This is a genomic window from Shewanella sp. Arc9-LZ, assembly GCF_010092445.1.
Taxonomy (GTDB): Bacteria; Pseudomonadota; Gammaproteobacteria; order Enterobacterales; family Shewanellaceae; genus Shewanella.
The window spans coordinates 1,864,539-1,880,270 of the sequence record NZ_CP048031.1; the positions used below are offsets into that span (position 1 = coordinate 1,864,539).

The following is a 15,732-nucleotide window of genomic DNA, read 5'->3' on the forward strand; positions in this document are numbered from 1 at the left end:
ATATATAATTATTATTTGTACGTTGTATGTAGCCTCATCTGAGACTGCTAAGTACGGAGTGTGTTATGAAGCTTCCTATCTATTTAGATTATGCCGCAACAACCCCTGTAGATCCGCGTGTCGCAGAAAAAATGATGCAACACATGACAATGGACGGTGTGTTTGGTAATCCAGCATCGCGTTCACATCGTTATGGTTGGCAAGCAGAAGAGGCGGTTGATGTCGCCCGTAATCAAGTTGCCGATTTAATTAATGCTGATCACCGTGAAATTGTTTTCACATCAGGTGCGACAGAGTCAAGTAACCTTGCGATTAAAGGTATTGCCCATTTTTATCATAAAAAGGGCAAGCACATCATCACCAGTAAAACTGAACATAAAGCAACGTTAGACACGTGCCGTCAGTTAGAACGTGAAGGTTATGAAGTCACTTATCTTGTTCCCGATGCTAACGGCATTATCCCAATGGAACGCTTAGAAGCGGCGATGCGTGATGACACTATTTTAGTCAGCATTATGCACGTTAACAACGAGATTGGTGTTATCCATGACATCAACGCAATTGGTGAATTATGTCGTTCAAAAGGCATCTTTTTCCACATGGATGCGGCACAAAGTGCTGGCAAAATACCAATTGACGTTCAAACCACCAAAGTTGATTTGATTTCGATTTCTGGCCATAAAATGTATGGACCAAAAGGTATCGGCGCATTATATGTTCGCCGTAAGCCACGTATTCGTCTTGAATCGCAAATGCACGGTGGTGGACACGAACGCGGTATGCGTAGTGGCACACTAGCAACACATCAAATCGTTGGTTTAGGTGAGGCTGCAGTTGTTGCAAAACAAGACATGGCAGCTGATAGCGCACGTATTACTCATCTACGCGATAAGTTGTGGAACGGTATTAAACACATTGAAGAAACCTATATCAACGGTGATATGGAACAACGCTATAGTGGTATTTTTAACGTGAGCTTCAACTTTGTTGAAGGCGAGTCGTTAATGATGGCCTTGAAAGACTTAGCGGTTTCTTCAGGTTCAGCCTGTACTTCAGCAAGTTTAGAGCCAAGCTACGTATTACGTGCTTTGGGTTTAAATGATGAAATGGCACATAGCTCGATTCGTTTCTCTATTGGTCGCTTTACGACTGATGAAGAAATTGACCACGCTATCAAAACGATAACTGAATCTATCGATAAGTTACGTGAAATGTCTCCATTATGGGAGATGTTCAAAGATGGTATCGATTTAGAGCAAGTCCAATGGGCACATCACTAATTTAATCTTATTAAATGAGTGTAATACCATTAAATCGTAAACTGATAACGACACAGATTTTGGAGCAGTATCATGGCTTATAGCGAAAAAGTAATCGATCATTATGAAAACCCACGTAACGTAGGTTCATTTGATAAGAACGATCCATCAGTAGTAACTGGTATGGTTGGTGCACCCGCCTGTGGTGATGTAATGAAATTGCAACTTAAAATTAATGCTGACGGCATTATTGAAGATGCAAAATTCAAAACCTATGGTTGCGGTAGCGCAATTGCATCTAGCTCATTAGTAACAGAATGGGTCAAAGGCAAAAGCGTTGATGAAGCAGCGACGATTAAGAATGCAGACATCGCCGAAGAGTTAGCATTGCCGCCGGTTAAAATTCATTGCTCAATTTTGGCTGAAGATGCCATTAAAGCAGCAATTGAAGAGTACAAAAGCAGACAAGCTAAGTAATACCTGGAGTTAAGATGGCAATTTCAATGACCCCCGCTGCGGCTGATCGAGTTAGATCGTTTCTTGCTAATCGCGGGAAAGGCCTCGGCTTGCGCCTTGGGTTGAGAACATCAGGTTGTTCAGGAATGGCATACGTCATTGAGTTCGTTGACGATCTCAATGACGATGATGAACTTTATAATATCGAAGGTGTGAATATCATCATCGATGCAAAAAGCTTCATTTATTTGCAAGGTATTGAACTTGATTTTGTCAAAGAAGGCCTAAACGAAGGTTTTCAGTTCAATAACCCTAACGCAAAGGGTGAGTGTGGTTGTGGTGAAAGTTTCACCGTTTAATCATTGTTCACCTAATTAAGCCGTTTTATATCAAACAGTAAGCATGATATCTGCCCATGAATTATTTCGACCTGTTTAATGTAGTACCTGCCTTTGATATCGACACCGCCTTACTTGCAGAGCGCTATCGCGACCTGCAAAGGGCGGTTCATCCCGATAAATTCGCTAATGATACCGAGCAACAAAAGCTCCTTTCAGTACAGCGTACTGCACAAGTTAATGATGGCTATCAAACGTTAAAGAATCCCTTACGCCGTGCTGAACATATGTTGAGCTTGCGCGGAATTGAATTAAGTCATGAAACCACAACATTGAAAGATGGTGCATTTTTGATGCAGCAAATGGAGTGGCGTGAAGCACTTGAAGACATCAAAGATAGTAGTGAACCACAGTCATCAATTGATGAACTGTATGATTCGTTTGCTGAATTTGAGTCAACATTATTCACTAAGCTAGCGACGCTATTGATTAGTGATGAAAGTTCAGATGCTTTATTAGCGGCAGATCAAATTCGTAAGCTAAAATTTATGGCAAAATTACATGATGAGTTAGCCCGTATTGAAGATGGCTTGCTCGACTAATTGGCCCTAAATTCTAAACCTTATTATTTATGATTAGCTTGGCTAATCGATAACACAACAAGTTGGAACACTATGGCACTGTTGCAAATTGCAGAACCTGGCCAAAGCGCCGCACCGCACCAGCATCGTCTTGCGGTTGGAATTGATCTTGGTACCACCAACTCACTTGTTGCTGCGGTAAGAAGTGCTCAAGCATTAACTTTGCCTGATGAGCAAGGTCGTCATTCATTGCCGTCTGTGGTGCATTATGGCGAAACCAATGTGTTAGTGGGCTATGAAGCTCAAGACAAATCAGCTTTAGAACCACAAAACACCATCGTTTCTGTGAAGCGTTTTATGGGACGTAGCCTCACTGATATTCAGTCTGGTGTACATCGTTTACCCTACGCATTACACGCGAGTGAAAACGGCTTGCCAGTGTTTACTACGCCGATGGGACAAGTTAATCCTATTCAAGTGTCTGCCGAAATTTTAAAACCTTTAATTGCGCGAGCTGAAACCACATTAGGTGGTGAATTAGAAGGTGTGGTGATTACCGTACCTGCGTATTTTGATGATGCACAACGTCAAGGTACCAAAGATGCTGCTGAATTATTGGGTGTTAAAGTATTACGTTTATTGAACGAACCCACTGCTGCAGCCATTGCTTATGGATTAGATTCAAAGCAAGAAGGTGTGATTGCCATTTACGACTTGGGCGGCGGTACTTTCGATATCTCGGTTTTACGATTAAACCGTGGCGTATTTGAAGTGTTAGCCACAGGTGGTGATTCTGCATTGGGTGGTGATGATTTCGATCACTTACTCGTGAGCCATTTACAACAGGCATGGCAGATAACAGAACCAGGCAGTCAATTAGCACGTCAATTACTGATTGAAGCTCGCCGAATTAAAGAAGCGTTGACTGACAATGACAGCGTTGAAGCTTCTGTCGTCATGGCTGAAAAGACATTAACCTGCATTGTCGATAAAAGCTTACTTAACGAGTTAATTGGCGCGTTGGTGAAAAAAACCATCGGCAGTTGTCGTCGTACTTTACGTGATGCTGGCGTGAGTGTGGATGAGGTTATTGAAACCGTCATGGTCGGTGGCTCAACTCGCGTGCCATTGGTGCGTGAACAAGTTGAAACTTTTTTCAAAAAGACACCATTGACATCAATCGATCCTGATCGTGTTGTTGCTATTGGTGCCGCGATTCAAGCAGATATTCTTGTTGGTAATAAGCCTGAATCGGATTTGTTACTATTAGATGTGATTCCATTATCCCTAGGTGTTGAAACCATGGGCGGCCTGGTTGAAAAAGTGGTTACTCGTAATACCACTATTCCCGTTGCTCGCGCACAAGAGTTTACCACGTTTAAAGATGGTCAAACGGCCATGGCATTCCATGTGGTGCAAGGTGAGCGTGAACTCGTTGATGATTGTCGCTCATTGGCCCGTTTTACCTTACACGGTATTCCGCCTCTAGCGGCAGGTGCTGCACATATCCGGGTGACATTCCAAGTGGATGCTGATGGCTTGCTTAGTGTTACCGCGATGGAAAAGTCCACCGGGGTTAAGACATCGATTCAAGTTAAACCGTCATTTGGTTTATCTGATACTGAAATAGCAACCATGTTAAAAGATTCGATGAAGTATGCTAAAGATGACATTACTCGTCGTATGCTGGCTGAACAAAAAGTTGAAGCGGCGCGGGTGATCGAATCGCTTAATGCTGCTTTGGCAAAAGATGCAGCGCTTCTAGATGAGCAAGAACGCGAAGAGTTAGTCGTTGCGATTGCCCAACTTGATTCCGTAGCACAGCAAGATGATATTGATGCCATTGAAAAAGCGATTGCAAATCTCGATGATAAAACCCAAGATTTTGCGTCAAGACGTATGGATAATTCTATTAGAGCGGCGCTAAAAGGGCAGTCGGTCGACAACATATAGGTGAAATGATGCCACAGTTAGTATTTTTACCCCATCAAGAACTTTGTCCAGATGGCGCAGTACTTGAAGCAGAAGTGGGTGAGACCATTTTAAACGTTGCGCTGCGTAACGGTATTCATATTGAACATGCGTGCGAAAAGTCATGTGCTTGTACTACATGCCATGTCATTGTGCGTGAAGGTTTTGAACAGCTTGACGAAAGTGATGAGCTAGAAGACGACATGCTAGATAAAGCATGGGGACTTGAGCCTGAAAGTCGTTTATCTTGCCAAGCTAAAGTGGTGGATTGCGATATGATTATCGATATTCCTAAATACACAGTCAATATGGTCAGCGAAGGTTAGTGTTTGCCGAAGTATTAACGTATCAATAATCCCATTTATAGCGGGTAATTGATCAAAAAAAAAAGAGCCAATCTTGCTAGATTGGCTCTTTTTTTATCTGTGGTCATTCCAGTCATTGATTTTAAATAAACTCAGCGTATGATGCGCGAAAATTCCAATTTTGGAGCACTCTGTGCGCATCGCAATACTGTCTCAAGGCCCGCAATTATATTCTACTAAACGCTTAGTTGAAGCTGCTGTCGCCCGCGGACACGAAGTCAAAGTTATTAATCCATTAAAGTGCTATATGAATATCAATATGACCAAACCTAGCATTCATATGGCGGGTAAAGATCTGGGGCATTTTGATGCGGTGATCCCTCGTATTGGTGCTTCAGTGACCTTCTACGGTTCTGCAGTATTACGTCAATTTGAAATGATGGGTGTGTATGCGGTTAATGGTTCAATTGGAATAGCGCGTTCACGAGATAAATTGCGTTCAATGCAGCTGTTATCACGTCAAGGTATTGGCTTGCCGATCACTGGTTTTGCCAATAAACCCAGCGATATCCCTGATTTGATTGATATGGTCGGCGGTGCGCCATTAGTGGTTAAATTGTTAGAAGGTACTCAGGGCATTGGCGTGGTATTAGCTGAAACCCGCAAAGCTGCAGAGAGCGTGCTTGAGGCCTTTATGGGACTCAAAGCCAATATTATGGTGCAAGAATATATTGCTGAAGCACAAGGCGCTGATATTCGTTGTTTTGTGCTGGGCGATAAAGTGATTGCTGCGATGAAGCGCCAAGCAAAGCCGGGTGAGTTTCGTTCTAATTTACATCGTGGCGGTAGTGCTACTTTGGTTAAATTAACTCCGGAGGAGCGATCAGTCGCGCTTCGCGCTGCAAAAACAATGGGGTTAAATATTGCTGGGGTTGATTTATTACGTTCTAACCATGGTCCGGTTGTGATGGAAGTTAACTCATCTCCTGGTTTAGAAGGCATTGAAAAAGCGACTCAAAAAGACGTTGCCGACGCCATTATTGGCTTTATGGAAAAGAATGCCAACAAGTCCATCAAGTCAGCACAATAAGATTTAGCGATTACCAAAGAGCAGAAATTGGGTCATGTTAATAAAAATGACTCAATTTAGTGATGAAATATCACCGTAAAAGCGGATAAGGCTAGGAATATATGACTAAATTACGTATAATCCGCGCGAATTTTTTAAACTTGCTCACATTAAGGAAGCTAGTTATGGCGATCGAACGCACATTTTCTATTATCAAGCCAGATGCAGTTGCTAAAAACCACATTGGCGCTATTTATAACCGTTTTGAATCAGCTGGTCTTAAGATCATTGCTTCTAAAATGGTACAACTATCTAAAGAACAAGCTGAAGGTTTCTACGCTGAACATAGCGCACGTCCTTTCTTTGGTGCTTTAGTTTCTTTCATGACTTCTGGTCCAGTAATGGTTCAAGTGTTAGAAGGCGAAAACGCTGTTCTAGCTAACCGTGAAATCATGGGTGCAACTAACCCAGCTGAAGCTGCTCGTGGCACCTTACGTGCTGACTATGCTGCAAGCATCGACGAAAACGCAGTTCACGGTTCTGATGCAGTTGAATCAGCGGCACGCGAAATTGCTTACTTCTTCAGCGCTGACGAAGTGTGCCCACGCACTCGTTAATCGTTGCTGTAAGTTGATAAAAAAGGAGCTTCGGCTCCTTTTTTGTGTTCGCTCTTCAGAGGTTTATCACTTTAGCTAGTTAATCTTTTTCTTTAATGCGCTAATAAGTCCATGTCAAAACACCATGTCTATTTTATATTTAATTAACAATAAGATTGCGACCTAGTATGTTGATGTTGTGTTAAATACGGTATCTGTACTCCGTCAGAAAGTTCCTTATCTTATACTAAATATCACCAAACAGGCTTTTTTGCCGTTTAATAAACAGGGCTTGTCAGGACCGATATTAGGGCTATTTTGAATAGATTAGCTTATAAAAATGCTAACAAGTTAATTTTCTGAATAAATACTCAGTAATATTGAAATGTCATTCTGACGATTTTTACGACAAATAGTCAATTATATTTAAAATATTGAGAATTAATTTTTGATACATTTAATGATCGATTGTTTTTAAATTGTTAATAATGTTTTGTTTTTGTTTTTATTGGTGTATTTATTTGTTTTTTAATGGTGTTTTGTTTGTGCTTTTATTTGCGATTTAAAATGTTAACAATCTTGATAATTACCGTTAAATTAAGTAACTGATTGATTTTAAATGAATCGGTTTAAGTCAAATTAATTATCAATCCACATGTTAAATGTGATGTTGTTCACATGTTGCCCTTATTGACTAAAGGTTTTTTATTCATTAATAATGTTTTTCAGTAATTGGCACTGACCAATTATTCATAATTAAAAATATAACGACTTGTTTTATTTCATTCCAAGTTATAGGGAGTTTATTCATGAGTTCAGTCACATTAACTGCTAAGGCAATTCGCCGCAGTTTATTAGCTGTAGCAGCAACAAGTGTCGCGACAACAGGCTTATTTTCTTCAGTAGCATTTGCTGCCGATGAACAGAAAGTTGAAAGAATCGAAGTCACCGGTTCTCGTATTCAACGTCAAGACATGGAAACTGCTTCTCCAGTAACCATCATTTCAGCTGAAGCTATTCGCGCAGAAGGTTTCACTTCAGTTGACCAACTACTTCAAGCTCAAACGTCAATGGCTGGTGCTGCTCTAGGTTCTAGTTCAAACAACGGTTCAGACGGTGTTGCTCAAGTTGACTTACGCGGTATGGGTTCACAACGTACGCTAGTGTTATTAAATGGTCGTCGTATGGTTAACTCTGGTTCAGGTGCAGACAGCTCTGTCGATTTGAACTCTATCCCTGTATCGATGATCTCTCGTGTTGAAATCTTAAAAGATGGTGCATCAGCAGTATACGGTTCAGATGCTATCGCTGGTGTTGTTAACATCATCACGAAGAAAGATTTCGAAGGTTTCCAACTAGATCTTAACGGTAGTACTACCAGTGAAAGTGATGGTGAAACTGGCGAGTTAAGTGGTTTATACGGTTTCAACACCGATGGTGGTAACTACACTATTGGTGCTGCGTATTCAAAGCGTGAAAGTGTTATTCAGTCAGATCGTAGTTGGACAGAGCCAGGTGCAAGTTCATTTTTACCTACCGGTTCATTAGGCGGAAAAGTTCGCAATGACGCTGGTGAATGGGTAGCTCGTTCTACAGGTTATGATTACACCACTAGCAGTTATTACCAAACACCAAACGAGCGTTACAGCTTGTTTGCAAACATGATTCAAGAATTAGACAATAATTTAGTGCTAACAGGCGACGTTCTTTACACTAAGCGTAAGTCTGATCAGCAATTAGCTCCGCAACCTGCTGACGTTATGTTAAACGTATGTGGTGCTCCAGGTGTTGCTGCTGGTGCAGCATGTATAACACTTGACCAAGCTATGACAGACGGTGAAATTGCTGCTGATGATACTGGTCGTGTAAATTATCGTCGTCGTACTACCGATGCCGGTCCTCGTATTTATTCTCAAGACACTGATACTTTCCGTATCTCTGCTGCATTAGCGGGTGAGCTTGATATCAATACAGGCATGAACTGGGATATCGCTTACACGTATGGCAAAAACAAGGCTGATTCAAGTGTTGAGAACTCAATCAATGCAACCAATCTTAAGCAATCTGTTTATGCTAACCAAGATGCATGGTTCACAGGTGTTCCATTAACAGGTGAAATCGTTAATGACATTAGCTTTACTGATAATGCTGACGGCGGAAATGAGCAACATGTTGTTTCTGCTGGCCTAAATGGTGAGTTGTTTGATGTAAGTGCTGGTGCAGTTGCATTCGCTATTGGTGCTGAATACCGTTATGAAAGCGGTTTTTACAATCCAGATCCTGTAACAGTTGCTGGTGACAGTACTGCTGCACAGCAAGATGCTACAGACGGCGATTACAATGTATTGTCTGTATTCCAAGAAGTCAGTGTTCCTTTCACTGAAAAATTAACCGGTGAGTTTGCACTGCGTTATGACGATTACTCAACATTCGGTAAAGCGTCTACTTGGAAAGTAGGTCTAACTTATGAAGCTAGTGATGATTTGATGCTTCGTACTGTAGCGGCAACAGGTTTCCGTGCACCAAGCATCAGCGAGTTATTTGGTGGTGACACTGGTTCTTACGACTACTTGGATGATCCATGGGGCAATGCTCAGGACCCACAGATTCTAGTTCGTTACACGTCTGATGATGATCTAAAAGCTGAAGAGTCTGACTCTTATACCGCTGGTTTAGTTTACTCACCAAGCTATGTTGAAGGTCTATCGTTAACACTTGATTACTGGCGCTTTAAAGTGACCAACGCAATCACTCGTTTAGATGTTCAAGCTGGTTTAGAAGAATGTTTTGCTAATGCTTCAGCTGCTGCATGTGAAACCTTTAACATTGGCGCAAACGGTGATTTGTCTAATCTTACTAACTCGTTAACAAACGTAGGTAGCCAAGACACTAGCGGTTTAGATTTCAACTTAGCCTATAACTTTGAAGCCTTATCGTTAGATTGGAAAATCAGCAATGACACAACTTACTTGTTGAACTTTGAACAAGAAGACAATGATTACACCAACAAGATCGATGGTAACTTTGGTGCTTATGCAGAAGTTCGTAACAACTTCAGCATTCAAGCCGGTCAAGATAGCTGGAGTGTTAACTACTTCAACCGTTACATTGGTGAAATGGACGATCTAAATACAGGCGATAAAGTTGATTCGATTCTTTATCACAACTTAGCCGGTACTTATTATGTTACTGACATGATTACCTTAAGCGCTGGTGTGAAAAACATCACTGATGAAGAGCCATCAGGCGTATCAAATGGTAGTGATGGTGGTACGGTACCAGAAGTGTATGACACTATTGGTCGCCAGTACTACGGTGGTGTAACGGTTAAGTTCTAAATAACCGTTTAGTTATTGAGCTAAACATCAGACAATGTGACAGTTACATTGTCTGACATAAAAAGGCCTACATTATTGTAGGCCTTTTTATTACGTTGATTTTTATGTCAATAATATAGAAATCTAGTGATTTAAGCGTAATTCATGTCGATGTTCTCGACGGAATTTCTGTTCACAACCGGTACAACGTTGTTCTGTTGGATCGGCGATTAAGCGGGGCGGTTCTATGTCCATTTCACAATCAGAGCAAAGACCATATAAACCCAGTTCAAGCTGACAATAAGCAGCATCTAGCTTCATGAACTTAGTAAAAATATCAGTATTGATTAGTTTGACTTGTGGTAGGTAATCAATCACTTTCACCAGAGGGGTTTCCATTGAAATATGAGCAACTTCAGTAGCTTTTAATGAATCCTTGATAACCAGCATTAACTCACGCCTCAAAATAAGTTCAAGTTGTTGAAGTTTTTGCTGTATGTCCTGAGTGTTGTGCAACTGAGATAACCTTAACTGACTATGCCAATGTAGGTAATCTATTTTAGGCACAAATAAAGCAGGCGTTATGACGAAGATCAATTCTCGATAAGATTTCTGTGATAAAAACATGAATAATAATTTATCATTTATTCATCTCAGCCAACGTTATGTGTCTGTCTTAGCGATAAGCTATGATTGATTGTCGCATATATATGGTTAATTAATCGCAGCTGATTGAACACAAAAAAAGATAATTTCGCTATTTTGTGATGACTTAGGATTAATACGGTTTATAACCTTGATGACACATTTTCACCAAGGTTGATTTAATCCGAAATAGTATAGTTGGTGCGTTGTTGCAAGCTTATATGAGCGATCTATGAGCATGCTGTAGAACCTTAACGATTTCTTCAGTAGTTTTGAATATTCGTAATTCTCTAAACAAAGTATCTGCTTCGGGATATTGACGGTTCAAGTAACTAAACCACTGTTTAATCCGTGAAGGGTAGTAATCGGACTTACGCCCATTGAGTTCTTTATCGGTATAGGCCATAAGTAAGCTTAGGGTTTGTTGCCAACTGAATGGGGTCGCGCCGGTTTTAATGGTATCGCCTAAGTTAGGCAAAGAAATAGCTCCTCGGCCAATCATTATACTGTCACATCCGGTGACATCCATGCATCTCTGAGCATCAGCGGCATTCCAAATCTCTCCGTTAGCGATAACAGGAATAGGCAGGCGCTGTCTCACCTCAGTAATGTATTCCCAATATGCCGGTGGTTTATAACCGTCGGTTTTACTACGAGCATGAATTGCAAGCTCTGTAGCGCCAGCCTCATATACCGCTAAAGCGTTTTCCATAAATAACGACTTGTCTTCGTAGCCTAAACGGATTTTAGCAGTAACAGGATGCTCAGACGGTACTGCGTCGCGCATGGCTTTGACGATACTGTAAATATTCTCAGGATATTGGAGTAATACTGCGCCGCCTTTGCTTTTATTGACGGTTTTGGCTGGGCAACCAAAATTAGCATCAACGCCATTTGAACCTAGTTCTACAGCTCTTATGGCATTTTGTGCCATCCACTCAGGTTCTTGGCCTAATAACTGAACACGTACAGGTGTTCCAGATGCGGTTAGCCCTTGATGGAGTAGCTCAGGACACAGTTTATAGAACACTTTATCTGGTATGAGTTGATTGACGACCCTGACAAATTCAGTCACAACCAGGTCAAATGGATTGATGGCAGATAATATTTCACGCATATGGTCATCAACCACACCTTCCATTGGAGCTAAAATAACGCGCACAGTACACCTTGCTGAAGTCAAAAGTGCGCTATTTTAGCGTGTTTATTATTTGATATCAGTACTAAATTGCTACACGTGTTTTTTTGTCGATTAACTAAACAAATTCTTGCTAATAATCATATTGATAGCGATCTTGTTGTATTTATGTTAACTATACATGGCATTAGTTTTGAGGCTTGCCTAACAACTATTTGTGTTAAATAAATAGACATTTTTCACATTTTTTTAATTTTTTTGCAATAAAATTTACTTACTACAGGTCTCTTTAACCAAGCCGGCAATGATGTTGGTCACCATACACAATCAAGATATAGGAAGATAATTATTATGAATTCAATCAAACAAACTACTTTAGCGGTTGCATTAGGTTCTGTTGTAATGACTGCAGGCTTTTCTGCTCAAGTAGAAGCTAACCCATTTGGTTTTCAACAATTAACTTCTGGTTATCAAATTGATGGCGGAGAAGGCAAGTGTGGTGAAGGCAAATGCGGCGAGAACATGAAAAAGTCTGCTGAGAAAGCGGCCGAAGGTAAATGTGGCGAAGGCAAGTGTGGCGGCGATAAAATGAAGTCTGCTGAAAAAGCAGCTGAAGGTAAGTGTGGCGAAGGCAAATGCGGCGGCGACATGAAAAAATCCGCTGAGAAAGCGGTTGAAGGTAAGTGCGGCGAAGGCAAATGTGGTGGCGACATGAAAAAGTCTGCTGAGAAAGCCAAAGAAGGTAAGTGTGGTGAAGGTAAGTGTGGCGGTCAGAAATAATTAATGACTTCTATTTGATAATGCCTTGGCTTATCTGACACAATTAAGGCCTGAGATTCAGGCCTTAGTTTTATCTGTTTTTTATTTTTAAGGACGCATTATGTCTATTCAGCATCGCAACGCACAGGGTCAGGCTAGTGTTGGTTTAGGACTTCGCCGTGAAATGCTGGATGAATTTTGTCAGCAGGTGCCATCTGCCATTAATTTTTTCGAAGTGGCGCCTGAAAATTGGATGACATTAGGCGGCAAGTTTGGGCGTCAGTTTAAAACATTAACTGACCAACACGCTTTTTTCTGCCACGGGCTTTCATTATCCATTGGTAGTCCTGAACCGCTTGATAGTCACTTTGTACAAAATATAAAACGCTTTTTAGATGAGCATAATATAGAAGTGTATTCAGAGCATTTAAGTTATTGCTCAGGGACTGGCCATATGTATGATTTGATGCCAATCCCATTTACTGATGATGCAGTCATCCATACCGCTAAGCGGATAAAGCAAGTCGAAGACATACTCGAGCGTCCATTTATTTTAGAGAATGTGTCATTTTATGCGGCGCCAGGTGCACAAATGACCGAACAAGAGTTTGTTAATGCGGTGCTGCAAGAGGCCGACTGCAAATTACTGCTTGATGTAAATAACATTTACGTTAATTCAATTAACCATCAATACGATGCTGCAGCTTACTTAGCGGCTATGCCTACCAAACGAATCGCTTATCTGCATATTGCAGGGCACTATGAAGAAGAGGCCGACTTAATGGTTGATACTCACGGTGCGGATATTATCGATCCTGTATGGGCCTTATTGCAGCAGTGTTACCAATTACATGGCGTGCACCCGACCTTGCTTGAGCGTGACTTTAATATTCCTAAAACAGACATACTTCTTAATGAGATTAATCAAATTCATCAGTATCAACAAAATGCCTTAACGCAGCAGTCAATATTGAGGAAGGCATAATGGGTTTCATTGAAGTACAACAACAATTTATGGACTATATCCGCGATCCTAGTTTGCCATTGCCCGAGGGGATTGAACCTAGGCGCATGAAAATCTATCGAGAATTATTTTTTAATAATATTGCAGGTTTTGTGTCGAGTGCGTTTCCGGTGCTGAAAAGTGTATATCAGGACGAACAATGGCAGGCTTTAGTGCAGCAATTTTTTGTCACCCACGATAGTAAGACACCAATATTTGTTGAAATAGCCGGTGAGTTTTTAGCGTTTTTACAACATGAATACCAGATGACAGAATATGATCCTGTTTTTATGTTGCCGTTAGCACATTATGAATGGTTAGAATTATGTGTCGCTGTCGCGCCAGATACTCCCGCAGCTCAATCGATCAATACTATCGAACTAAACCAACATAGGTTATGCCTAGCAGCTTGTGCCAAAGTGGCGCAATATGCCTTTGACGTTCAACATATTAGTGTTGACTACCAGCCTATAGAGCCGACAGCACAAGCGAACTTTTTTTGTGTATTTAGAGGTGCTGATGATGACGTCGCATTTTTACAGCTGACACCATTAAGTGCGCAAGTGTTAGCTTACATTGAACAAATGACTCATTCTCAACAGGGTGTAACAGTCGATGCCATTATAAGTTGGTTAAGTGAGCATTATCCACAAATGCCAAATGACACCTTGTTGTCAGGTTGCTTGCCTTTATTGCAACAACTCGCCCAAAAGGGCATCGTTATTTCATCAATCGAGTCATAATAGGCTTATTATATTTAAGGTTTTTATTTTGTGAAGATAGGTCTAAAATAAGCCACTTTTTGTGATCCACTTCACGTCTATTGTCCGCTATGCTAACTGAGCAGTTGGCATAATATAACAAATGAAAGACGTAAGTTATCGCAGTCACAACATCACCTTAATCTAGGAATAATCATGAGTCAGCCGTTTAAAGACCCGTTTAACATCTTTTATTTTATTGGTTTTATTTTGGTTTTATTAATTCCAACATTACCCGCGAGTCTTTCATGGTTGAAAGCAACAGGATTAATTTAACGCTTACTTCAGGTTAACCTGTCATGATATTGTCTTATTAAACCACTCGGATAGAGTGGTTTTTTTGTTTGTATGAGGGCGCATATGGCAGTGAAACGCGGATTTTTTCTCATTATTGGTTTGTGCAGTCTAGTGTTAGGCATTATTGGCATTGCACTGCCTCTTTTACCTACAGTGCCATTTATTTTATTGGCTGCGTTTTGCTTTGCTCGTTCTAGCGATCGCCTTCATCATTGGCTAATCAATCACCCTTGGTTTGCTGAAGGTATCTCTCAGTGGCAATCGAAACGTGCGTTGAGCCGATCGCTCAAGCGAAAAGCCATGTTAATGAGCGGCCTTAGTTTTACGATTAGTATTATGATTGTACCGATAATATGGGTGAAAATTATGTTGTTGTGCATGATGCTTGTTTTATTATTTTTCTTGTGGCGGATCCCAGAGTTAGAATAATAAATAGCCTGGTTAATGCATGCCTGTTGCAACTGAGATTAAACGGGCATAAGATCACACCAGTATTTTTACCAGAGTCCACCATTGACGTGGACTTTTTTATTGCGTAATCACTTTCAGATAGAGTTAACTACATTATGATGAACCAAGACAGTTTAGCGCTTATTAAGCAGAGCATTAAAACCATTCCTGATTATCCAATACCAGGCATCATGTTCCGTGACGTCACCAGTTTGCTTGAAAATGCAGAAGCTTATAAAGCCACGATTGCGATTCTAGTCGCTCATTATCAATCAAAAGGTTTCACTAAAGTGGTTGGTACTGAAGCGCGTGGTTTTTTATTTGGTGCCCCACTTGCGTTAGAGCTCGGCGTTGGTTTTGTACCTGTACGTAAACCGGGTAAATTACCCCGTAAAACCATAAGCCAAACTTATGACTTAGAATACGGTAAAGACACCTTAGAAATTCATGTTGATGCAATTAATGCTAATGATAAAGTGCTCGTTATTGATGATCTATTAGCCACCGGTGGCACGATTGAAGCTACGGTAAAACTTATTCGTCAATTAGGCGGTGAAGTGAGCCATGCTGCATTTGTTATCTCATTACCAGAAATTGGTGGCGAGAAGCGTTTACAAGGTATGGGAATAGAAGTGTTAAGTTTATGCGAGTTTGACGGCGAGTAAGTAAAGTAAAATAAACTGCCATTTTATTAAGCAGTTAACTAGATTTTGCTCTATCAAATGCTTGCTCAACAATAGCATGCCGGCCCTTGGCATGTTATTGTTAACCCCTTTAAAGGGATTGA

At 40.8% G+C, this 15,732-nt stretch carries 16 protein-coding genes; 14 read left to right on the forward strand and 2 right to left on the reverse strand.

Annotated elements, in window-relative coordinates:
• Window positions 1-65 precede the first annotated feature (65 nt).
• From GUY17_RS07950 to GUY17_RS07990, 9 genes are all read left to right on the forward strand, one after another.
• Window positions 66-1,280 (forward strand): IscS subfamily cysteine desulfurase, encoded by a 1,215-nt coding sequence (locus GUY17_RS07950; RefSeq protein ID WP_101088128.1) that lies wholly within the window; start codon window positions 66-68, stop codon window positions 1,278-1,280.
• A gap of 72 nt (window positions 1,281-1,352) precedes the next feature.
• Complete coding sequence (iscU, locus tag GUY17_RS07955) at window positions 1,353-1,736, forward strand: Fe-S cluster assembly scaffold IscU (RefSeq protein WP_011637877.1); 384 nt, start codon at window positions 1,353-1,355, stop codon at window positions 1,734-1,736.
• A gap of 14 nt (window positions 1,737-1,750) precedes the next feature.
• Entirely contained in the window at window positions 1,751-2,074 is a 324-nt protein-coding gene (gene iscA, locus GUY17_RS07960) for an iron-sulfur cluster assembly protein IscA (protein ID WP_011637876.1), read from the forward strand.
• Window positions 2,075-2,130: 56 nt separating this feature from the next.
• On the forward strand, window positions 2,131-2,655 hold the full coding sequence (gene hscB, locus GUY17_RS07965; protein ID WP_101088130.1) for a co-chaperone HscB: 525 nt from the start codon (window positions 2,131-2,133) through the stop codon (window positions 2,653-2,655).
• A 72-nt stretch (window positions 2,656-2,727) separates the two neighbouring features.
• A complete protein-coding gene (gene hscA / locus GUY17_RS07970; protein ID WP_162022808.1) occupies window positions 2,728-4,587 on the forward strand; it encodes a Fe-S protein assembly chaperone HscA in 1,860 nt (619 codons plus the stop codon).
• A gap of 8 nt (window positions 4,588-4,595) precedes the next feature.
• Complete coding sequence (gene fdx, locus GUY17_RS07975) at window positions 4,596-4,931, forward strand: ISC system 2Fe-2S type ferredoxin (RefSeq protein ID WP_101088135.1); 336 nt, start codon at window positions 4,596-4,598, stop codon at window positions 4,929-4,931.
• Between the two features lie 172 nt (window positions 4,932-5,103).
• Window positions 5,104-6,000, forward strand: coding sequence for a 30S ribosomal protein S6--L-glutamate ligase (gene rimK, locus GUY17_RS07980; protein WP_101088137.1), 897 nt, complete (start codon window positions 5,104-5,106; stop codon window positions 5,998-6,000).
• A 164-nt stretch (window positions 6,001-6,164) separates the two neighbouring features.
• On the forward strand, window positions 6,165-6,596 hold the full coding sequence (gene ndk / locus GUY17_RS07985) for a nucleoside-diphosphate kinase (protein WP_041413046.1): 432 nt from the start codon (window positions 6,165-6,167) through the stop codon (window positions 6,594-6,596).
• A gap of 788 nt (window positions 6,597-7,384) precedes the next feature.
• On the forward strand, window positions 7,385-9,913 hold the full coding sequence (locus GUY17_RS07990; RefSeq protein WP_101088139.1) for a TonB-dependent siderophore receptor: 2,529 nt from the start codon (window positions 7,385-7,387) through the stop codon (window positions 9,911-9,913).
• Window positions 9,914-10,036: 123 nt separating this feature from the next.
• On the opposite strand, the gene GUY17_RS07995 is transcribed toward GUY17_RS07990, so the two are convergent.
• Window positions 10,037-10,519: a TraR/DksA C4-type zinc finger protein gene (locus GUY17_RS07995; RefSeq protein ID WP_101088141.1), complete on the reverse strand. Its 483-nt coding sequence runs from the start codon at window positions 10,517-10,519 to the stop codon at window positions 10,037-10,039.
• Window positions 10,520-10,754: 235 nt separating this feature from the next.
• Window positions 10,755-11,699: a tRNA dihydrouridine(16) synthase DusC gene (gene dusC, locus GUY17_RS08000; protein WP_101088143.1), complete on the reverse strand. Its 945-nt coding sequence runs from the start codon at window positions 11,697-11,699 to the stop codon at window positions 10,755-10,757.
• Window positions 11,700-12,026: 327 nt separating this feature from the next.
• On the opposite strand from dusC, the gene GUY17_RS08005 reads away from it, so the two are divergent.
• The 5 genes from GUY17_RS08005 (at window position 12,027) to apt (ending at window position 15,610) form a co-directional block, all read left to right on the forward strand.
• A complete protein-coding gene (locus GUY17_RS08005) occupies window positions 12,027-12,455 on the forward strand; it encodes a hypothetical protein (protein WP_101088145.1) in 429 nt (142 codons plus the stop codon).
• A 100-nt stretch (window positions 12,456-12,555) separates the two neighbouring features.
• Window positions 12,556-13,419 (forward strand): DUF692 domain-containing protein, encoded by an 864-nt coding sequence (locus tag GUY17_RS08010; protein WP_162022809.1) that lies wholly within the window; start codon window positions 12,556-12,558, stop codon window positions 13,417-13,419.
• Window positions 13,419-14,180, forward strand: coding sequence for a DUF2063 domain-containing protein (locus tag GUY17_RS08015; protein ID WP_162022810.1), 762 nt, complete (start codon window positions 13,419-13,421; stop codon window positions 14,178-14,180). The genes GUY17_RS08010 and GUY17_RS08015 overlap by 1 nt, the downstream gene beginning before the upstream one ends.
• A gap of 378 nt (window positions 14,181-14,558) precedes the next feature.
• Window positions 14,559-14,924 carry a YbaN family protein gene (locus GUY17_RS08020; RefSeq protein WP_101088151.1) on the forward strand — a complete coding sequence of 122 codons (366 nt, stop codon included), beginning with the start codon at window positions 14,559-14,561 and terminating at the stop codon, window positions 14,922-14,924.
• A 134-nt stretch (window positions 14,925-15,058) separates the two neighbouring features.
• Complete coding sequence (apt, locus tag GUY17_RS08025) at window positions 15,059-15,610, forward strand: adenine phosphoribosyltransferase (protein WP_101088153.1); 552 nt, start codon at window positions 15,059-15,061, stop codon at window positions 15,608-15,610.
• Window positions 15,611-15,732 lie beyond the last annotated feature (122 nt).